The organism is Phenylobacterium sp. (genome assembly GCF_030693805.1).
GTDB lineage: Bacteria > Pseudomonadota > Alphaproteobacteria > Caulobacterales > Caulobacteraceae > Phenylobacterium.
The window spans coordinates 1-18,911 of record NZ_JAUXZW010000030.1; the positions used below are offsets into that span (position 1 = coordinate 1).

The 18,911-nt window shown below is 68.4% G+C and carries 24 protein-coding genes; 9 read left to right on the plus strand and 15 right to left on the minus strand.

Going from position 1 to position 18,911, the window contains the following annotated elements; genetic code table 11:
* The coding region (locus Q8M88_RS01385; RefSeq protein ID WP_305594327.1) for a GGDEF domain-containing protein at window positions 1-562 on the plus strand (562 nt) is incomplete at its 5' end.
* A gap of 3 nt (window positions 563-565) precedes the next feature.
* Here the strand turns inward: Q8M88_RS01385 and Q8M88_RS01390 are convergent.
* Both Q8M88_RS01390 and Q8M88_RS01395 read right to left on the minus strand, forming a co-directional pair.
* Window positions 566-952: a YciI family protein gene (locus tag Q8M88_RS01390; RefSeq protein ID WP_305594329.1), complete on the minus strand. Its 387-nt coding sequence runs from the start codon at window positions 950-952 to the stop codon at window positions 566-568.
* A 76-nt stretch (window positions 953-1,028) separates the two neighbouring features.
* Window positions 1,029-1,799 (minus strand): hypothetical protein, encoded by a 771-nt coding sequence (locus Q8M88_RS01395; RefSeq protein WP_305594330.1) that lies wholly within the window; start codon window positions 1,797-1,799, stop codon window positions 1,029-1,031.
* 122 nt (window positions 1,800-1,921) lie between these two features.
* On the opposite strand from Q8M88_RS01395, the gene Q8M88_RS01400 reads away from it, so the two are divergent.
* Window positions 1,922-2,467: a GNAT family N-acetyltransferase gene (locus Q8M88_RS01400; protein WP_305594332.1), complete on the plus strand. Its 546-nt coding sequence runs from the start codon at window positions 1,922-1,924 to the stop codon at window positions 2,465-2,467.
* Here Q8M88_RS01400 and Q8M88_RS01405 read toward each other — a convergent pair.
* Both Q8M88_RS01405 and Q8M88_RS01410 read right to left on the minus strand, forming a co-directional pair.
* Complete coding sequence (locus Q8M88_RS01405; protein WP_305594338.1) at window positions 2,464-3,666, minus strand: DUF1343 domain-containing protein; 1,203 nt, start codon at window positions 3,664-3,666, stop codon at window positions 2,464-2,466. The two genes, Q8M88_RS01400 and Q8M88_RS01405, sit on opposite strands and share 4 nt — an antisense overlap.
* Window positions 3,663-4,214, minus strand: coding sequence for a DOMON-like domain-containing protein (locus Q8M88_RS01410; RefSeq protein ID WP_305594340.1), 552 nt, complete (start codon window positions 4,212-4,214; stop codon window positions 3,663-3,665). The genes Q8M88_RS01405 and Q8M88_RS01410 overlap by 4 nt, the downstream gene beginning before the upstream one ends.
* A 171-nt stretch (window positions 4,215-4,385) precedes the next feature.
* Between Q8M88_RS01410 and Q8M88_RS01415 the strand changes: the two genes are divergently transcribed.
* Entirely contained in the window at window positions 4,386-5,264 is an 879-nt protein-coding gene (locus tag Q8M88_RS01415; protein ID WP_305594342.1) for a LysR family transcriptional regulator, read from the plus strand.
* Window positions 5,265-5,270: 6 nt separating this feature from the next.
* Here Q8M88_RS01415 and Q8M88_RS01420 read toward each other — a convergent pair whose 3' ends face one another.
* The 3 genes from Q8M88_RS01420 to Q8M88_RS01435 are packed head-to-tail and all read right to left on the minus strand — an operon-like array spanning window position 5,271 to window position 7,099.
* Entirely contained in the window at window positions 5,271-5,738 is a 468-nt protein-coding gene (locus Q8M88_RS01420; protein WP_305594344.1) for a GNAT family N-acetyltransferase, read from the minus strand.
* Window positions 5,739-5,742: 4 nt separating this feature from the next.
* Window positions 5,743-6,477 (minus strand): TIGR02444 family protein, encoded by a 735-nt coding sequence (locus Q8M88_RS17655; RefSeq protein ID WP_371132608.1) that lies wholly within the window; start codon window positions 6,475-6,477, stop codon window positions 5,743-5,745.
* Between the two features lie 25 nt (window positions 6,478-6,502).
* Window positions 6,503-7,099 (minus strand): UbiX family flavin prenyltransferase, encoded by a 597-nt coding sequence (locus Q8M88_RS01435; RefSeq protein WP_305594346.1) that lies wholly within the window; start codon window positions 7,097-7,099, stop codon window positions 6,503-6,505.
* A gap of 130 nt (window positions 7,100-7,229) precedes the next feature.
* Between Q8M88_RS01435 and Q8M88_RS01440 the strand changes: the two genes are divergently transcribed.
* Window positions 7,230-7,403, plus strand: a complete 174-nt coding sequence (locus Q8M88_RS01440; protein ID WP_305594348.1) for a DUF465 domain-containing protein — start codon at window positions 7,230-7,232, stop codon at window positions 7,401-7,403.
* A 25-nt stretch (window positions 7,404-7,428) separates the two neighbouring features.
* Here the strand turns inward: Q8M88_RS01440 and Q8M88_RS01445 are convergent, their stop codons facing one another.
* From Q8M88_RS01445 to Q8M88_RS01460, 4 genes are all read right to left on the minus strand, one after another.
* Window positions 7,429-8,076 (minus strand): DUF1013 domain-containing protein, encoded by a 648-nt coding sequence (locus Q8M88_RS01445; RefSeq protein ID WP_305594350.1) that lies wholly within the window; start codon window positions 8,074-8,076, stop codon window positions 7,429-7,431.
* A 186-nt stretch (window positions 8,077-8,262) separates the two neighbouring features.
* Window positions 8,263-9,417, minus strand: a complete 1,155-nt coding sequence (gene ribB / locus Q8M88_RS01450; RefSeq protein WP_305594351.1) for a 3,4-dihydroxy-2-butanone-4-phosphate synthase — start codon at window positions 9,415-9,417, stop codon at window positions 8,263-8,265.
* 85 nt (window positions 9,418-9,502) lie between these two features.
* Entirely contained in the window at window positions 9,503-9,853 is a 351-nt protein-coding gene (locus Q8M88_RS01455; protein ID WP_305594353.1) for a response regulator, read from the minus strand.
* A gap of 11 nt (window positions 9,854-9,864) precedes the next feature.
* Complete coding sequence (locus tag Q8M88_RS01460; protein ID WP_305594355.1) at window positions 9,865-11,025, minus strand: ATP-binding protein; 1,161 nt, start codon at window positions 11,023-11,025, stop codon at window positions 9,865-9,867.
* Between the two features lie 135 nt (window positions 11,026-11,160).
* Here Q8M88_RS01460 and Q8M88_RS01465 point away from each other — a divergent pair, with 135 nt between their 5' ends.
* Entirely contained in the window at window positions 11,161-12,387 is a 1,227-nt protein-coding gene (locus Q8M88_RS01465) for a serine hydrolase (RefSeq protein ID WP_305594356.1), read from the plus strand.
* Here the strand turns inward: Q8M88_RS01465 and Q8M88_RS01470 are convergent.
* Window positions 12,344-13,891, minus strand: a complete 1,548-nt coding sequence (locus Q8M88_RS01470) for an MATE family efflux transporter (protein ID WP_305594358.1) — start codon at window positions 13,889-13,891, stop codon at window positions 12,344-12,346. The two genes, Q8M88_RS01465 and Q8M88_RS01470, sit on opposite strands and share 44 nt — an antisense overlap.
* Before the next feature lie 203 nt (window positions 13,892-14,094).
* Here Q8M88_RS01470 and rfbB point away from each other — a divergent pair, with 203 nt between their 5' ends.
* Genes rfbB through rfbA form a run of 3 tightly spaced genes read left to right on the plus strand, consistent with a single transcriptional unit; the run spans window position 14,095 to window position 16,939 of the window.
* On the plus strand, window positions 14,095-15,144 hold the full coding sequence (rfbB, locus tag Q8M88_RS01475) for a dTDP-glucose 4,6-dehydratase (RefSeq protein WP_305594360.1): 1,050 nt from the start codon (window positions 14,095-14,097) through the stop codon (window positions 15,142-15,144).
* Window positions 15,141-16,046, plus strand: a complete 906-nt coding sequence (gene rfbD, locus Q8M88_RS01480; protein ID WP_305594362.1) for a dTDP-4-dehydrorhamnose reductase — start codon at window positions 15,141-15,143, stop codon at window positions 16,044-16,046. The genes rfbB and rfbD overlap by 4 nt, the downstream gene beginning before the upstream one ends.
* Complete coding sequence (rfbA, locus tag Q8M88_RS01485; protein WP_305594364.1) at window positions 16,043-16,939, plus strand: glucose-1-phosphate thymidylyltransferase RfbA; 897 nt, start codon at window positions 16,043-16,045, stop codon at window positions 16,937-16,939. Before rfbD ends, rfbA begins: the two co-directional genes overlap by 4 nt.
* Before the next feature lies 1 nt (window position 16,940).
* Here the strand turns inward: rfbA and copD are convergent, their stop codons facing one another.
* Window positions 16,941-17,849 (minus strand): copper homeostasis membrane protein CopD, encoded by a 909-nt coding sequence (copD, locus tag Q8M88_RS01490; RefSeq protein ID WP_305594366.1) that lies wholly within the window; start codon window positions 17,847-17,849, stop codon window positions 16,941-16,943.
* A complete protein-coding gene (gene copC / locus Q8M88_RS01495) occupies window positions 17,850-18,209 on the minus strand; it encodes a copper homeostasis periplasmic binding protein CopC (RefSeq protein WP_305594368.1) in 360 nt (119 codons plus the stop codon). It lies immediately after the preceding gene.
* A 209-nt stretch (window positions 18,210-18,418) separates the two neighbouring features.
* Between copC and Q8M88_RS01500 the strand changes: the two genes are divergently transcribed.
* The gene (locus tag Q8M88_RS01500; protein WP_305594370.1) at window positions 18,419-18,583 is read left to right on the plus strand and encodes a hypothetical protein; all 165 of its coding nucleotides are present in this window, start codon (window positions 18,419-18,421) and stop codon (window positions 18,581-18,583) included.
* A 6-nt stretch (window positions 18,584-18,589) separates the two neighbouring features.
* Here the strand turns inward: Q8M88_RS01500 and Q8M88_RS01505 are convergent, their stop codons facing one another.
* A complete protein-coding gene (locus tag Q8M88_RS01505) occupies window positions 18,590-18,781 on the minus strand; it encodes a hypothetical protein (RefSeq protein WP_305594372.1) in 192 nt (63 codons plus the stop codon).
* Between the last annotated feature and the right edge of the window lie 130 nt (window positions 18,782-18,911).

Consider the following 18,911-nt stretch of genomic DNA (forward strand, 5'->3'; position numbering starts at 1 on the left):
GGCGCTCACCGCCCTGCTCAGCGAACTGGAGTCCCTGCGTGGTGAGGTCACGCGACTGAAGGAACAGCTCGGTTCGGCCATGGAGCTGGCCGACCGCGACGCCCTGACCCCCTTGCTGAATCGACGGGCGTTCCTGCGCGAACTGCACCGTGTGCGCACCTTCGCCAAGCGCTACGGCGGGCCGGCTAGCCTGGTCTATTTCGATCTGGACGGGTTCAAGTCGGTGAACGACCGCTTCGGCCATGCGGCCGGCGATGCGGCGCTACAGGCGGTGGCCGAGCGGCTGAGCGCGAATGTGCGCGAGTCTGATGTGGTCGGGCGCATGGGCGGCGACGAGTTCGCGGTGATCCTGGTGCAGGCCGACGCCGCCGCGGCGGAGGCCAAGGCCCAGGCGCTGGTCGCGGCGATCGAGGCCGCGCCGATCGAGTTCGGCGAATGGACCGCGCCGTTGCACGTCTCCTACGGCGTCACTCAGATCGAGCCCGACAGCGATCCCGAGGCCACCCTGGCCATCGTCGACGCCGCGATGTTCGCCCGCAAGCGCGCGCGGCGGGAGGGGTAGGGACTACTCCGCGGCCTCGGTCACCGGGAACGCGACGCCGGGCAGATAGAGTTGAACGGGGCGGATCTCGTACACCGCCGTCGGGTTTGCGCGGCGCAGGTCGCGAGCGGCCTGGATCGCCGCCGCCTGATCGGCGCAGTTGACCACATAGAGGCCCAGCAGTTGCTCCTTGGTTTCGGCGAACGGTCCGTCGATCACCATGCCCGCGCCGGGGCCGCGCAGCGTCACCGCGCGCGCCGTGCCGCCTAGCCGCGCGGCGGGGCCCAGCCGCCCCGCTTCGTGGAGCGCGTCGTGGACCTTGTGCAACTCGACCATCAGTGCGGCGTCCTCGTCAGGCGTCCAGGACGTGACCAGGTCTTCCTCGTGATAGGCCAGGATCGCGTAGAGCATGCGGCGTCACCTTCTCATCCAAAGGGCGAAGTCGCCCCAAGGACGCGCCCGCCGTGGCTTTCCCGACATCCGCGCGTCAGGCTGCGCCCAACCGGCCGAGCAGCGTGGCGAGCGCATCCCACTGCGGCGTGGCGGCGATCAACGGGCGGGTGAGCTGGATGGCCAGCAGCGCCAGGCCTCCGACCACATAGACCCGGTGCGGCCGACCGCGCGTGCGCCAGTCGAACACCAACACGGCCACGATCAGCAGGTCCGCGACGATCGCCGGCGGCACGGTGACGAACACCGGCGGCACCACCGGTTGCCCCGGGGGCGCGGGCGGGGCGAGAAAGGTCAGGAACCAGCGCGCGATCGGTGCGTCGAGCAGCGAGATCGTCGCCAGCAGCATCAGCCGCTTGTGGGTCTCTGGGTCGCGCACCTTGGCGATGGCCAGCGCGAAGACGACCGCGAAGAAGATGATCCCGCTGACCTGCACCCAGGAGAAGGCGCGTATCGCCGGCCCCATGCCCAACGGCTCGAGCTGATTGATCCGGAAGATCGCGGTGGTGAAAACGGTGAACACCATGCCGGTCGCAATGGCGACGCCCAGCACGCCCCACTCGCGATGGGCCAGTGTCCGGCCACGGTTGACCAGCCAGGTCTGGGCGCACAGGAACAGCGTCCAGGAGAAGAACAGCAGGCCGTGGATATGCACCAGCGGCGGCGCGGCGAACTTGCCGTTCGCCAATGGCAGGAAGTAGGTGGGCGCGAAGCCCAGCACGGCGACGGCGAGGCAGGTGAACGCCATCGTCAGGTAGAAGCTTCGGCCGCTCGCGGCGGCGGTTGCAGCGGATTGGGCGCTAGCCATGGAATGATCCCCCGAGATCAGGCGCGGAGCTTAGCCTTAGAAGCGCGGCCGGCCAATCCTGCGAGGCCGGTCATGAGCGGCGTGGTTTGTGCCCCCGCGCTCGACGAGGTTAGGCTCGCGTCATGCCAGCTGACGCCCGCCCCGCCTTCGATTTCCAACCGCATCTCGCCGGCGACCTGGTTGACCTTCGTCCGATGCAGGCGTCCGACTGGGACGGCCTCTACGTCGTCGGTTCGGACCCGCTGGTCTGGGCGCTGCATCCGGATCGCGGGCGCTATCGCGATGATGCTTTCCGCGCCTACTTCGAGGAGGGGTTGGCCTGCGGCGGCGCCTTGACGGCGGTCAGCCGCGCGGACGGCGCGGTGATCGGGTCGTCGCGCTACTCGACGCTGTACACCCAAGCCGGCGAGGTCGAGATCGGCTGGACCTTCCTGGTACGCGCCTATTGGGGCGGCCTCTACAACGGCGACGTGAAGCGGCTGATGCTGGACCACGCCTTCCGGTTCGTGGACCACGTGGTCTTCCGCGTCGGCGAACACAATCTGCGCTCACGACGCGCCTTGGAGAAGATCGGGGCGGTGCTTACCGATCGCTCGCATACGGTGACGGTGGCCGGCCAGCCGTCGCGGCACGTGTTCTACGCGATCACCCGCCTCGAACGGACCTAGTACAGCAGGTAATCGCGTCGCTCTTCGACCCAGGCCAGTTCGTCCGGAACGGTCAGGGCGTCGAGGTCGCCGGGCGCCGCGGCCGGGTCGTCGACCCATTCACGCAAGGCCGGACCGCCGTTGATCACGTCGATGGCCAGCTTGCCGACCTCGTACTCGTAGGCGAAGTCGCGCCACAGCGGATAGTCGGGGTGCAGGCGGCGGATCGCCTTGAACGCCAGCGTCTGCAGCCGCCAAGGCCGGAACGCCTGGTGGTCGTAGGCGGGCCCTTCCGTATGGATCTGCACGCCGCTGCACAGCTTGCCGACATGCTTGTGGAAGGTCGGTTCGAACCAGCAGTCGCGCAGGATGCAGCCTTTCAGCCAATCGGGCGCCAGCGCCTGCATCTCCGCGATCACCGCGCGCGCGTCGATGTCGGGGGCGCCGAACAGCTCCAGCGGCCGGGTGGTGCCGCGGCCCTCCGACAGGGTCACGCCCTCGACCATCACAGTGCCGGCGTAGGCGCGCGCCATCCACAGGTTCGGGGCGTTGGGGCTGGGATTGACCCAGGCGCGCTCGCCCAGCGGCCAACCGAAGCCCGGGCTCTCGTCAGGCTTCCAGCCCTGCATCTCGATCACCCGGTACTCGACGTCGAGCTTCAGGGTCTTGACGAACCAGTGGCCGAGTTCGCCGAGCGTCAGGCCGTGGCGCATCGGCATGGGACCGGCCCCGACGAAGCTCTCCCAGCCCGGACGGAGCGTCAGACCCTCGACCGGCCGGCCGGCGGGGTTCGGACGGTCCAGCACCCACACCGCCTTGCCGGACGCCGCGGCGGCCTCGAGCACGTAACGCAGCGTGGTGATGAAGGTGTAGATGCGGCAGCCCAGATCCTGGAGATCGACCAGCAGGACGTCGAAGCTCTGCATCATCGCCTCGGTCGGCTTGCGGACCTCGCCGTACAGGCTGAACACCGGCACGCCGTGCACCGGATCGCGGAAGTCGGGCGACTCCATCATGTTGTCCTGCTTGTCGCCGCGCAGGCCGTGCTGGGGTCCGAAGGCGGCGGAGAGTTTCAGGTCGCCGCAGGCGGCGAGCGCATCCAGCGAATGCTGCAGGCCTTGAGTCACCGAGGCGGGATGGGCCAGCAGGGCGACGCGGCGCCCCGCCAGCGGCGCGCGCAGTGCGGGTTCGGCGAGAAGCCGGTCCAGGCCGAATTTCATGACTGCTCCGTTGGCGTGAGGTCGAGGGCGAAGCCGTCGGCGTGGTGGAAGTCGGGCCGCCCAGGAGGATGGGCCGCCGCCCAATAGGAGATCCGCCCGCCGACCTCTTCGATCACCGCCGCCAAGCCGAGCCGCCACACTGCTGTCGGCGGCAGGTCGTGGGCGCGGCCAAGGTTCAGGGAGATGCAGAGCGTGAAGCCATCATCGGCGGGGTGCATCACAACGCCTGGCGGCTCGATATCGGCCGGGGCCATGCCCTGGCGATAGCCGTCGAACCGATAGGCCGCCCATTGCGTCGACGGCGCGAAGTTGAATTCGTAGTAGGTTTCGTCCGCCGGCGAATGAACGAACGCCTCCAGGCAGGTATGCCGCCAGAGTTCGTCGGTGCGCCTGGGCTCGGTTGGGCGCGGCAGCAGCAAAGCGGCAGGCTCCGCGCGCACGCAGTATTCGAGCGACAGCACGCCCGCGTCGGATCGCGCCGCGTGCGCTTCGATCTGCGTGACCGCCATGCACGGCGAATCGGGATGACGCTTCAGATCCACTTTCATCAGGCCATCGTAGCCGCGCCGGCGGCTGGCGCCACGACGCTGAGCGCGCTCTGCTTTCAGGCCAACAAAGGCTCGTGCATCGCAAGGCATGGTCAGAGCATTAGCCGGGGAAGCAGCGCGCGCAAACGATGATATATCGGGCTATGCCTGACATAATCTAGGTCATCGCGTATGGATCACGCCCAACTCCCTCTCAACGCCCTGCGGGCGTTCGAGGCCTCGGCGCGGCTGCTGAGCTTCACCGAGGCCGCGCGCGAGCTGTTCGTCACCCAAGCGGCGGTGAGCCATCAGGTGAAGGGGTTGGAGGCGCGCCTGGGCGTGTCGCTGTTCACCCGCCTGCCGCGCGGACTGGTGCTGACCGACGAGGGCCAGGCTCTGCTGCCGACGTTGAGCGACGCGTTCGAGCGGATCGGCCGCGCCCTGCGGCGGTTCGAGGACGGCGCCATGCGCGAAGTCCTGACCATCGGCGTGGTCGGAACCTTCGCCGTGCGCTGGTTGATGCCCAGGCTGCCGGCGTTTCGCGAGGCGCACCCGCTGATCGACCTGCGCCTGCAGACCCACAACAACAAGGTCGATCTGGCCGCCGAGGGGCTCGACCTGGCGATCCGGTTCGGCGACGGCGTCTGGCCGGGGCTGGTCGCGCAGGAAATCCTCACCGCCCCGCTCACGCCGCTCTGCGCGCCGTCGATCGCCGCGCGCCTGCAGGCGCCGCGCGACCTGATCAGCGTGCCGCTGCTGCGATCCTACCGCCGCGAGGAGTGGCCGTCCTGGTTCAAGGCCGCCGGCGTCGAGCCGCCGACCCTCTCTGGCCCGGTGTTCGATTCCCTCAGCCTGATGGTGCAGGCCGCGCTGCTGGGCGCGGGTGTGGCGCTGGCGCCCGTGGCGATGTTCAGCCGCGAGCTCTACGCGCGCCAGCTCGTGCAGCCGTTCGCCATCAGCGTCGACACCGGCGGCTACTGGCTGACACGCTTGCGGGTGCGTGCGCCCTCAGCAGCGATGCAGGCGTTCGCCGACTGGTGCGCCGAGCCGGCCTTCGCCGGGGTGGATTAGGAGCAGCTACAGGTCCAGGTGCAGGAACTGATTGAAATCGCCGGGTCCGTAGTCGGGGTAGTCGGCGAAGGCGCCGCCCGGCGTGAAGCCCCGCCTGGCGTACAATGCGAGCGCGGCCTCGAAAGCCGCGCCACGGCCGGTCTCCAGGCTGAGGCGGTGATAGCCGCGCCGCTGCGCCTCGGCGATGATGTGGTCGAGGAGGGCCGCCGCCGCGCCCTGGCGCAGGTGCGCCGGGTCGGTGCGCATGGATTTGATCTCGCCGCCGCCGTCCGCCAACGCCTTCAGCGCAGCTATCCCCATCAGCGCCCCACCACGCCAGGCGCTCCAGACGGTGATGTCCGGCGACTCGAGGCCAGATAGGTCGAGGGCGAACGAATCGCCCGGAGTCGAATCGGCCTGCATGCCTGCCAGATGCAACGTGATCAGAGCGCGGACCGCCTCGCCCGACAGGTCGTCCTCGCGGATGTCGATCATCGCGCTAGGCGATGATGTCGGGGGTGAGCTGGTCCTGGATGCGGGCGATCTCGTCCTTGAGGGCGAGCTTCTTGCGCTTCAGCCGCCCGATCACCAGCAGGTCGGGAAGCGGTATGGCCGACAGCGACTGGGCGGCCGCGTCGAGATCGGCGTGTTCCTGCATCAGCAGCACCAGGCGGGCGCGGGCGGCACGCTCGGCTTCGTCCAGCTCGGCCTCGTCTTCGACGAGTTCGGGCCGGCGGTGGGCGCGTTCGACCGGCGCGCGTGACGACTCGATGGACAGCAGCGCACCGTCCAACGCCGCGGCCAGGCGCGCCAGCTCCGGCTCAGGCGGCACCGCGCCCCAGGCCAGCGCAGCGGCTCTCAGCGCCGTCAGCGTATGTCCCTCCGCGCCGGCGGCCTCGGTCAGCAGCTCGAGGCTTTCAAGCAGGGCCCGCTCGGCGCGCAGTTCGGCGGCGGCGATCGCCTCGCGCGCCGCCAGCTGAGCGCCTGCGTCGATGCCCGGCGACGGATCCTTGGCGGCCCGGCGCGCCATGCGCAGCGGCGCGACCACGGTGTGCTCCCATGCCCGGACGGCTTCGGCGGCGTGCGTCAGGACCGGCGCGTCGACGGGCCCCGCCCACGCCGCCCACAACAGCAGCGACACGTTCTGGCCGTGCGAATCCTGCAGACGCAGGCAGTGTTCCGACACCCCCGGCCGCGCATAGGCGCCCTGCGCCCAGACCCACAGGCCGCTCATCGCATCACGCTCACTGGAACACCGTTCACAGGTCTCCTGCCGCCAGACCGTGACCGTCCCAGCGTTTGACGCGGTTCCAGTCGAGTCCGAAATGGTCCAAAGCCCGCCCGACCGATTGGTCGATCACCTCGTCGAGCGATTGCGGGCGCGTATAGAACGCCGGCATGGGCGGGGCGATCACGGCGCCCATCTCGGCGAGCTGGGTCATGGTGCGCAGATGCCCCACATGCAGGGGCGTCTCGCGGATCATCAGCACCAGCGGACGGCGCTCCTTCAGGGTCACGTCGGCCGCCCGCGTCAGTAGCGAAGAGGTCACGCCGGTGGCGATCTCGCTCATGGTGCGCACCGAACACGGCGCGACCACCATGCCGAGCGTCTTGAACGATCCTGAGGCGACGGCGGCCCCCACATCGCCTGGTCGATAGGCGACGTCGGCGAGCCCCTGGATCTGCGAAAGCGTCACCTGAGTCTCCTGGGCCAGCGTCATCGCGGCCGCTCGACTCACAATCAAGTGAGATTCCAGACCAAGCTCGCTGCAGGCGTCGAGCACGCGCAGTCCATAGACCGCGCCGCTGGCCCCGGAGATGCCCAAAACCAGTCTAGGGCGCTCGTTTTGTGTCATCCGCTGGCGCCCCTGCGCACGATTTCAAGGCGCCGTCGTAGCTTCGCCGGCTGCAACCATATGTGATCTGACACCAATGCCCAGCGGGTGTTCACTTCCCGACGTTCCGTAACTCAAGGAGACCTGCATCATGGCCGTTGAAGCTCGTATCCGTGAACTTGGCTCTCGACACGAAACTCTTGACCGAGCCATCCAGGACGAGATTAGGCGACCCGCCGCCGACGACCTCAGACTCGCGGAAATGAAGCGCAAGAAGCTCAAGCTGAAGGAAGAGATGGAGTCTCTTCGCAGCAGCCTGAACTAGGGCGTATCACCCCCAGCGAGGCCGATCAGGCCTCCGTCGAATCCTCGTCTTCGAAGACGTTCGCGTCTTCGGAGACGCCGGTTTCGGAGGCCGGCCGCAGGGTCGGGCCTTCCGGTTCCGTAACGCCGCGCTTGGCGTCTTCCTTAGCGCGCTTGTCAGCCGCCTTGCGGACCACCGCATCCAGCTCCATCTGCGTCGCCAGACCCAGGGTCACGGGATCCACCGGCTTGATCGCGCCGGAATTCCAGTGGCTGCGGTTACGCACCTGGTCGATCGTGGCTTTGGTGGTCCCGAGGATGCGCGCGACCTGGCTGTCGGGCACCTCCGGGTGGTTGCGCAGGAACCAGGCGATGGCGTCCGGGCGATCCTGGCGGCGCGACACGGGCGTGTAGCGCGGCGCCTTCTTCACCGGCTTCAACAACTCGGCGTGACGGCTCTTCTGAGCCTTCATGCGGTACTTCGAATCGTTCTGCGCGGCGTCCAGCTCTTCACGGTTCAACTGGCCATTGGCGATCGGGTCGGCGCCGCGGATGTCGCGCGCCACTTCGCCGTCGGCGATGCCGCGCACCTCGAGCGGATGCAGGCCGCAGAAGTCGGCGATCTGGTCGAACGTCAGCGAGGTGTTGTCCACCAGCCAGACGGCGGTCGCCTTGGGCATGAGGATGTCGGTCATGCGTTTATGCTCGCTGCCAAAATGAAGGCGCCCGGCCTTTCGGCCGGGCGATGGGGAGTTCAGAGCGTCATATAGGCCCGTTCAGGCCCCAAGAAAACGACAATCGGCGATCCCGCCGCTCCTCCCCCTCGAAGCGGGGGAGGTGGATTTCGTCGCAGGCGAGGCCGCAGGGGGAGGAGCAAGCGCTCAGCCCAGCGCGCGGTAGTCGACGATCTTCAGGCCGTAGCCGGTGAAGCCCGGCATCTGCGGCGCGGTGTTGGTCAGCAGGATCATGTCGCGCACGCCCAGATCCAGCAGGATCTGCGAGCCGATACCGTAGTCGCGCACGATGCTGGCGGTGACGTTGGGCTCGATGGTGGACTGGCCGTAGCGCTCAGACAGGGACGCCGGATTGGGGTCGCGGATGAAGATCGCCACGCCCGCGCCATCGTAGTCGGCGATCGCCTGCAGCGCCTTGGGCACGTAATCGTGACGAGTGTCGACGTGGCCCAGCATGTCGGCGGCGAAGTCGACCATGTGGACGCGCACCAGGGTCGCGCGGTCGGGTTCGATGCGCCCGCGGCTCAGCACCACGTGCTCCGTGCGATCCAGCACGTTGCGGTAGATCAGCATCCGGAAGCGGCCTGCGTAGGTCGACTCGAACGGCGTCTCCAGCACCCGTTCCACCTGGCGTTCGGTGCGGCGGCGATAGGCGATCAGGTCGGCGATGGTGCCGATCTTCAGGCCATGGAGCTGGGCGAAGGCGACCAGATCCGGCAGCCGCGCCATCGAGCCGTCGTCCTTCATGATCTCGCAGATCACGCCGGCCGGGTTCAGGCCGGCCATTCGAGAGATGTCGACCGCGGCCTCGGTATGTCCGGCGCGCACGAGCACGCCCCCGTCGCGGGCGACCAGCGGGAAGACGTGGCCAGGCGAGACGATTTCATCCGGCCCCTTGGTGGGATCGATGGCGACGGCGACGGTGTGCGCGCGGTCATGGGCCGAGATGCCGGTGGTGACCCCCTCGCGGGCCTCGATGGAGACCGTGAAGGCGGTGCCGTGACCCGACTGATTGTCATGCGCCATCGGCGGCAGGCGTAGCTGGCGGGCGCGCTCGGCGGGGATCGACAGACAGATCAGGCCGCGGGCGTGGCGGGCCATGAAGTTGATCTGCTCCGGCGTCGCGAACTGCGCCGGGATGATCACGTCGCCTTCGTTCTCGCGGTCCTCGGCGTCCACCAGGATGTAGGGGCGGCCATTGCGGGCGTCTTCGATGATGTCCTCGATCGGCGAGATCGCGGAACTGATCGAGTCCTCCAGGCGGACGGAGGCGGAGTCGGTGACGAGTTGGGGGCGCTTCATGAGCCGGCTCTCGGGATGGACAGGTCGCCCATCAATAGCACGAGGGGGCAGGAGACAAGCGGCCCGTTTGGGCGCGCGGCCCTATTCAGCCCGCCGCGGCGCAGTCGCTTTCAGAACGGACGTCAACCCGGCAAAGCGCATCCTGCAGCGCCGCCACCAGAGCGCGGGGCGATAGGGGCTTGCCGACATGACCGTTCATCCCGGCGGCGCGGTAGGTCTCGACCTGGGCCGGCAGGGAGTTGGCGGTCATCGCCACGATCGGCGTCTGCGCGGCTGGTCCGTCCAGGCGGCGGATCGCGCGCGTCGCATCGACGCCGTCCATCACCGGCATCTGGATGTCCATGAAGATCAGATCGAAAATCTGGCGGCGGGCGGCCTCGACGCCCTCGCGGCCGTCGTCGGCGGTCTCCACGGAGGCTCCCAGGTTTTCGAGCATCTTGGTGGCGATCAGTCGGTTGGTCGGATTATCTCGATCACCAGGACGCGCGCGCCGTCCAGCCAACGGCCGCTCGGGGCGACGGTCTCGTCCGGCGCGGCCGCGTGTGGCGCCGGCACGCGCAGACGGAACGTGGAGCCGCGCCCGGCCTGGCTCTCGAAGCTGATCTCGCCGCCCATCAGAAGCAGCAGCCGCTGGGTGATCGCCAGACCCAGGCCGGACCCGCCGTGGCGTCGCGTGGGCGAGCTGTCGGCCTGGCTGAAGCCTCCGAACAGCGCGTCCTGCGCGGCCGGGGTGATGCCGACCCCGGTGTCCTCGATCTCGATGTTCAATTCCTGGGAGTCGCCGACGCCGCTGACCGTGACCCGGACCTCGATCCAGCCGGCGTCGGTGAACTTCACCGCATTGCCGACGGTGTTGAACAGGATCTGGCGCAGGCGCGCCGGGTCGCCGACGAACCAGACCTCGCCATCGGGTTTGACGAGGCGCAGGCTCAACCCCTTGGCGCGGGCTTGCGGCGCCAGAAGGTGCGTGACGCTGTCCAGCACCGCGTTCAATTCGACCGGTTCGCGCACGATGTGCATTTCGCCGGCTTCCATGCGGGCGAAGTCGATCAGGTCGTTGAGCACCTCCGTCAGCATGCCGCCACACGCCAGCGCGTCGCCCAGCAATCTGCGGCCGTCGTTCGACAGGGTCTCGGCCTTGAGCAGGTGCAGGACCCCCAGCACGCCGTTCATCGGGGTGCGGATCTCGTGGCTGATGTTGGCGATGAAGTGCGCCTTGGCCTGATGCGCGGCTTGGGCGGCCTGCTCGGCCAGCACCGCCGCGGTGATGTCGCGCATGGCGACGACCACCGTCTGGTCGGCGAGGCGTTTGAGGTGGGCGCGCACCCAAAGCCATTCGTCGTCGCGCGCCTTCAGCCGGAATTCGAAGCTGCCCTCGCCGTGTTCGCGCATCACGCGGCGGCGCTCTTGGCCCAGCTCGTGTTCGTCCGGGTGATGGAAGGCGGCGGGCGGTAGACCGACAGTCTCGTCCTGGGACCAGCCCGTAGCGGCGACCCAGGCGGGGTTGACCCCGGCAATGCGTACGTCACGAATGATCAGGAACAGGTCGAGTCCGTTCGCGAAAAACCAGTTCGCGGCCTCGATGTCCTGGATCGGACGCGACGTCATGACTAAGCGACTTTCGTGATGCTTCCCGGTGATGGAGACAACCTCACCGGCGAGTGTGAATTTTCGATTGAATTGCGTCACCGCACAATCGCGGGTGGCGCCGCATAACGCGGTGAAGCTTGGAGATTTTCGGCGATGAACGACGTCACGGCGCTGGGCTTCTCGAAGGGCCGACTGCGTCGCCTCGATGAGTTCCTGCAGTCGCGGTACGTGGCCTCCGGCCGCTTCCCTGGCGTCCAGGTGCTGATCGCACGCGGCGGCGAGATCGCCCATTCCAGCGTCCTGGGCCTTCGCGACGTCGAACGCGGCCTGCCGGTCGAGGACGACACGATCTTCCGCATCTATTCGATGACCAAGCCGGTCACCAGCCTGGCGTTCATGATGTTGGTCGAGGAGGGGCTGGTCGCGCTGGACGATCCGGTGGCCAAGTTCATCCCGCAGTGGCGCGATCTGCAGGTCTTCGCGGCCGGCGGGCCCGTGGCCTTCCGCACCCGCCCGGCCGCACGCCCGATGCAGATCGTCGACCTGCTGCGCCATACCTCCGGCCTCACCTACGGCATCCAGAACCGCACCAACCTGGACGCCGCCTACCGGGGCCTGCACCTGGCCGAGCTGGGCTACGACGACACCCTGGACGACATGATCGAGGCGCTGGCGGCGCTGCCGCTGGAGTTCTCACCGGGCGAGGCGTGGAACTACTCCGTCGCCACCGACGTGCTCGGCTATCTGGTGGGCAAGATATCCGGCGTGCCCTTTGACCAGTTCCTGCAGCGCAGGATCTTCGATCCGCTGGGGATGGTGGACACCGCCTTCCACGTGCCCGCCGACAAGGCCTCGCGGTTCGCCGCCTGCTACAGCGCCACGCCTGAGGGCGGACTGGCTTTGCAAGACGATCCCGTGACCAGCCCGTACCTGAAGCCTGCGAGGCTGTTGTCCGGCGGCGGCGGCCTGGTGTCGACCAGCGCCGACTATCTGCGTTTCTGCCGGATGCTGGCGCGGAGCGGGGAACTGGACGGCGCGCGGCTGGTCGCGCCGATGACCCTGGCGCTGATGCGTGCGAACCACCTGCCCGGCGGGCGCGACCTGGCGGAGATGTCGCAGTCGCTGTTCTCAGAGGCGACCAACGCCGGCATGGGGTTCGGCCTGGGTTTCGCCGTGGTGGAGCATCCGGCGCGCACGCTGATCCCCTGCAGCGTCGGCGAATATTTCTGGGGCGGCGCAGCCAGCACCGCGTTCTGGATCGATCCCGTCGAGGACCTCATCGTCATCCAGATGACCCAGGTGCTGCCGTCCAGCGCCTATCCCATCCGGCGCGAGCTCAGGACCCTGGTCTATTCGGCGATGATGGAGCGGCGCGGCTGACCAACGCGTCAGCGGCTTCTTCAGCGGCCTCAGTCTCCTCGAAGCCGATCGGCGGGCTCAGGCCTGTGTCGGGGAGCGAGCCGCGCGGGCGGGTGTCCATCATCCGCCCCTTGCGCCAGCCGCCCCAGCGGTAATAGGCGAGCGCGAAGACGCAGGTGGCGATGCCGCCCAGCGGAAACGCCATCCACACCGCGTCCGCGCCCAGGCGAGACTGCAACAGGACCGCGAAGGGGATGCGCACGCCCCATAAGGCCAGCGCCATGGCCACGAGCGGTGGCCACACGGCGCCTGTGGCGCGCGCCGTTCCGGCCAGCACGAAGGCGATCCCGAACGGGATGAAGCCCCACAGCGCATAGCTGTTGATGTGCATGGCGATCGGCAGCGACGGGCTGGCCCCCGGCAGGAACAGCCGCAGCACGTAGGGCTCGACCGCATAGATCAGCAGCACTGGCGCGGCGGTGAGCAGGATGGCGTAGGCCGAGCCGATCAGCGCCGCGCGCTCCACCCGGTCCATGCGGTTCGCGCCGACGTTCTGGGCGGCCATCGAGGAGACCGCGCCGCTCATCGCCAGCGCCGGCATCTGCACATAGGTCCAAAGCTGCGCGGCCGCGCCGTAGGCCGCCGCGGTGTGGGACCCATAGCGGTTGACGAAGCTCATCATGCTGACCGCGGCCAGGGAGGTGACCATCATCTGCAGCGCCATCGGCATGCCCTTCAGCACCAGCGCCTTGACGATCATGAAGTCCGGCTTCAGCAGCGCCCATTCCGACGGGCGCAGCACCAGGATGCTGTTGGTGCGGTAGAGGTGGATCAGGATCATCGCCAGGGTTGTGGTCTGGGCGATCAAGGTGGAGGTCGCGGACCCCGCGATCCCCATGCGCGGAAAGGGCCCGATCCCCATGATCAGCAGCGGGTTCAGGACGATGTCGAGGCCGACGCTGAGCAGGGAGAAGTAGAATGGCGTGCGCGAATCCCCCGTCGCCCTCTGGGCCATCATCAGGAACGAGAAGAAGTACATGAACGGCATCGCCGAGAAGATCACCCGCAGGTAGATGATCGCGTTCTCGCGGGCGTCGGCCGGCGTGCCCATCAGGGTCAGGATGGCCGGCGTCAGCAGCGCGCCGGACGCCCCGATCACCAGCGACAGCAGGATGAAGAAGGCGGTGGCGGTGCCGACCACCCGCTTGGCGGCGACGGGATCGCCGGCCCCGATCGCCTGGCCGATCAGGATGTTGGCGGCCATGGTCGCGCCGAACGCCGCGCCCAGCATCAGGAAGAAGATCTGGTTTGCGTTGGACGTCGCGGTCAAAGCCGCCTCGCCCAGCGAGTGGCTGACCCAGATGGCGTTGGCCGAGCCGTTCAGCGACTGCAGCACGTTGGAGCCCAGCAACGGCAGGGCGAACAGGATCAGGGTCTTGCCGATCGGCCCGCTGGTCAGGTCGCGGCCAGGACGTCGGCCCGGCGGGGCCGGACGCGCTTGGGCCGGCGCGGCGGGTTCTGTCATCGGCGGTTTGCGGATCTTGGCTGAAGGCGCTTGGCGCGGCCGGAACCGCTCAAGGATAGGATGTGGCCGAGGTCCGCTCAAGCCGCGCGGCGGCGATGGCGCACGGGTGCAGCGCCTTGAGCGCGCCTCGTTTCGCTGTATGAGGCTAGATTCATGCGCAGAACCTCGCGGCGCCTTCGCCGCCCATGCTTCCGGATCACTGTATGAAACTCCTGGTCACCGGAGGCGCGGGCTTCATCGGCTCGGCTGTGGTGCGTCGCGCAGTCGCCCAGGGGATCGAGGTCGTGAACCTCGACGCCCTGACCTATTCGGCCAGCCTGACGAACGTGGCCAGCCTCGCCGACAGCCCGCTCTACGCCTTCGAGCACGTGAACATCTGCGACGCGCCCGCGGTTCGCGCGGTGTTCGCTCGCCATCGTCCCGACGTGGTGATGCACCTGGCCGCGGAATCGCACAACGACCGGGCCATCGAAGACCCGCTGAGCTTCGTGCAGACCAACGTCATTGGCACCGGCGTTCTGCTGGAAGCCGCCCGGGAACACTGGCGCGCCCTGCCGAAGGCCGAGCAGGCGACGTTCCGGTTTCACCACGTCTCCACCGACGAGGTGTTCGGCGCGCTGGGCGAGGACGGGGCGTTCAGCGAGACGACGCCCTACGATCCCAACTCGCCCTATTCGGCCAGCAAGGCCTCCGCCGACCACCTGGTGCGCGCCTGGTCGCGCACTTTCGGCCTGCCGGTGGTGATCACCAACTGTTCGAACAACTACGGCCCGTACCAATTCCCCGAAAAGCTGATCCCGACGGTGATCTCCCGCGCGCTGGAGGGGAAGACCATCCCCGTCTATGGCAAGGGGCTGCAGGTGCGCGACTGGCTGCATGTCGACGACCACGCCGAGGCGCTGCTGCTGGTGCTGGAAAAGGGTCGCCTGGGCGAGACCTATGCGATCGGCGGCGACGCCACCAAGCCGAACATCGAGCTGGTCAACATCCTCTGCCGACACCTGGACGCCCTGGCGCCGGCCAACGGCCCGCACGCCGACAAGATCGCCTTTGTCACCGACCGGCCCGGTCATGACTTCCGCTACGCCATCGACGCGTCCAAGCTGCGCGACGAACTGGGATGGCGGCCCCGAATCGCCCTCGGCGACGGGTTGGAGGACACGGTGCGCTGGTACGTCGAGAACCGCGACTGGTGGCAAGCGATCCGCGACCGCGGCTTCGAGAGCGAGCGCCAGGGCCTGGTGAAGGCATGACCTTGCGCGTCCTGCAGTTCGGCGCGTCCGGCCAACTGGCGCGTGAGCTGTGCGACCGCGCCGGCGACAGGGTGGAGATCAAGGCGCTGTCGCGCGCCGACGTCGACCTGCTGGACACCGCGGCCGTCGCCCGCGCCATCGCCGCGGAGCCCGTGCTCGACCTGGTGATCAACGCCGCCGCCTACACCGCCGTCGACAAGGCCGAAGACGAGCCGGACCTGGCCTACGCGATCAACGCCTGGGCGCCGGCGGCGATGGCGAAGGTGTGCGCTGAGCGTGGCGCGGCGCTGGTGCATATCTCCACCGACATGGTGTTCTCGGGCGCGAAGGCCGCAGCCTACGTCGAGACCGACGCTCCGGCGCCGCTGCACGTTTACGGGGCCTCGAAGCTGGCCGGCGAGCAGGCGGTGCTGGCGGCCTGCGACCGCGCCGTCGTGCTGCGGGTGTCGTGGCTGTTCTCGGCCTACGGGCAGAACTTCCTGCAGGCGATGCTGAGGCTCGCCCAATCGCAACCGCGTCTGCGGGTGGTTGCCGATCAACGCGCCCGGCCAACCGCCAGCGGCGACCTCGCCGCCTTCATCCTGGACCAGGCCCCCAGGCTGGCCGCGGCGCCGGCCGGCGCCCAGGAATGGGGCCTGTTGCACTTCACCAACGCCGGCGTGGCGACCCGTCACGAGATGGCCCAGGCGATCTTCGCGCTCGCCTGGCCTGACCGGGCCCCGCCCGAGATCGAGCCGATCGCCACCCGTGACTTCCCGACGCCCGCCCGCCGCGCGCTGAACGCCGAGTTGGACTGTTCACGGCTGTCGCAGGTGTTCGGCGTCACCCCCAGGCCCTGGCGCGACGCGCTGGGCGAAGCCATCGCCGCGCTCGCCGCCGCAGAGGATCGGAAAGTCGCATGAGGCGAGGCATCGTCCTGGCCGGGGGCTCCGGCACCCGGCTGCATCCGCTGACGCTGGCGGTCTCCAAGCAGCTGCTGCCGATCTACGACAAGCCGATGATCTACTATCCGCTGTCGGTGCTGCTGCTGGCTGGCGTGCGCGAGATCCTGATCATCACCACGCCGGAGGACCAGGCTGGCTTCAAGCGCCTGTTGGGCGACGGATCGCAGCTTGGCGTGCGTTTCGAATACATCGTCCAGGCCAAGCCCGATGGCCTGGCCCAGGCCTATATCCTGGGCGAGGAGTTCGTCGGCGGCGAACCCAGCGTGATGATCCTGGGTGACAACATCTTCTTCGGCCAGAACTTCGGCCAACTGCTGCGCAAGGCCGACGAGCGGGCGGCCGGCGCCACGGTCTTCGGCTATCCGGTCACCGATCCGGAGCGCTACGGCGTGATCGAGCTCGCGCCCGACGGCCGGGTGCTGGGCATCGAGGAGAAGCCGGTCCAGCCGAAGTCCAACTACGCGGTCACCGGCCTGTATTTCTACGACGGCCGCGCCAGCGAACTGGCCAAGACGCTCAAGCCCTCCGAGCGGGGCGAACTGGAGATCACCGCACTCAACGCCCGCTATCTCGAAGACGACGCCCTGCATGTGGAGCTGCTCGGGCGCGGCTTCGCCTGGCTGGATACCGGCACCCACGACAGCCTGATCCAGGCGGGCGAGCTGATCCGCACGCTGGAGCAGCGCCAGGGCCTGCGCATCGGTTGCCTGGAAGAGGTGGCGTTCCGCATGGGGTGGATCGACCGCGAGCAGCTCGCCGACCTTGGCCGCGCTCAGGCCAAGAGCGAATACGGGCAGTATCTGCGCGATCTGGCCGCCAGGCCGGTCGGCCAAGACGAGCCGGCGGAGTAGGTCAGCCGGCCTCTGCGCCGGGCGGCAGGGTGCCCAGCACCGCGACCAGGGCCAGCACCGCGCCGCCCAGCGCCTGTTCAGTCCAGATGTGGGTGCGCAGGCGCGTGAACATCTTCTCGTCGCTCTCGCCGTTCGGGCGCAGCAGGCGAGGGCTGATCCAGAAGCGGTTGGCCGCGGCCAGCGCCAGCATCGCCAGGAAGGCGCCGATCTTTACGGTCAGCACCTGCCCGTACGGCGTCGTCAGCATCGCCTCGACCGATCCCACCAGCAGCCAGCTGTTGAACACTCCCGACACCAGCAGGGCCGCCACCGCCGCGTAGCCCATGCCCGAGAAACGGTGGACCATCCGGGCGAGCGCCGCGGCCTGGCTCGTATCGGCGGCTCGGGTCAGGGCCAGCGCCGCCAGCGGGATCAGCCCGCCTAGCCAGGCGCCGGCGCCCAGCAGGTGGGCCGCATCGCTGGCCATGTGCAACAGCCCCACCACGCCCTGCTTGGCCTGAGTGTGGCCAGTCAGCGCGATGCTCCCTAGCAATACCGCCGAAAGGATCGCCGGCAGCCGCTCGCCCCGTCGCAGCAGGATCTCGCCGAGGACGCCGCCAGTGAGGATCAGCCGCGCGGCCCAGGCGTGACCGAAGTCGGTGTCGACGATGACCGTCCACAGGGTCTCTGGGTCCCAGGCGCCGGCGATGTCGCCGCTCATCTGGGCGGCGACCGCAGCCAGCCACAGCAGGCCGGTGACCAGGGCGAGCGCCGCCGCCGGAGCCAGCATCGCGCGGATGCGCGCCTCGGCGGCCGGCGGCCGCCAGGCCTCGCGCCGAAAGGCGTAGATCGGGAAAACCGCCGCACCGAACAGCGCGATCACCGCCAAATAATGCAGAAGCCGTGCAACGACGACGAGGGTCTCGACCACCTAGCGGACCGTGAAGCGGTAGTGGCCCTTCATGCGGTGCGTGTCGGCGGAGACGCAGAACCATTCGACGTCGTACGGGCCGGGTGCGAGCTTGGCCTTCACCGGCACGATCAGCACCGACTTGTCGGCGCCGGCCTTGGGCTTGCCGACGGCGACCTTCTTGCCCGCGCCGTTCTTCAGCGTCAGGCCTGAAAACTTGGTCACAATCTCCTCCGAGAAGGTGATGCGGATCTCGGCGGGCGGGGCTGACATGCCGTCGACGGCCGGGGCCGCTGATTCCAGATAGGCGTGGGCCTGCGCCGCGCCGCCCAGTGACGAGGCGGCGAGGGTGAGCAGGACGGCGGCGAGCTTGGGCGACATGACGCACTCCTTGTGGGGAACAGGGGTTGAGAGGCCCCCGTGCGGATAACCTACTCGCGCCCGGAAAGGTTGAGAACCGCCACGCTGAAGGTTTGCGGCGCCTTTGTTGCTGATTGCTCGTCGGGCGCGCGAATCGCGTCCCGCGACGGGACAGGTCCGGGGGCTTTGGGCCGGATCGGCCCCGCCGCGAACAGTCAAGGAGCATGGCTATGGCCAAGTTCGATATGTACGCGGAGCACTACACGTCGCCGGTTCAGCGTGCGCCGACGCGCGACCTCGTCCGTGGCAAGCGCCCGATCGCGCCGTTCGTCCTGGGCATAGCGCTGTGGACGCTGTTGGCGACGTTCGTCGGCTACGTGGTGCTGGCCCTCTAGCGCCCGCTAACGCTTTCGCGGCCAGACCAGATTTCGGCTGCGCTGGGCGGCGCCCAACCGCGAATAGGTCGATGGCGGCGTACGCTGGAAGATGATGTTCAGCATCTGATCTCCGTCCAGGTCCTCAGACGGCGGTTCGCCGAAGACCTCGATCCACAGGCCTCTGGCTTCTTGCTGAATTCGATCAGTCCTGGACACGATCCCTACCTATGACGTGCCAACCCTGGCAGACGTCGTACGTTCCCACGTTCCTGTTAATTAACCCTGATGTCGGTGCGATCGCGTTGGACGGGCTAGCGCAAACGAAAGCCCCGGCCTCTGAGGAGGC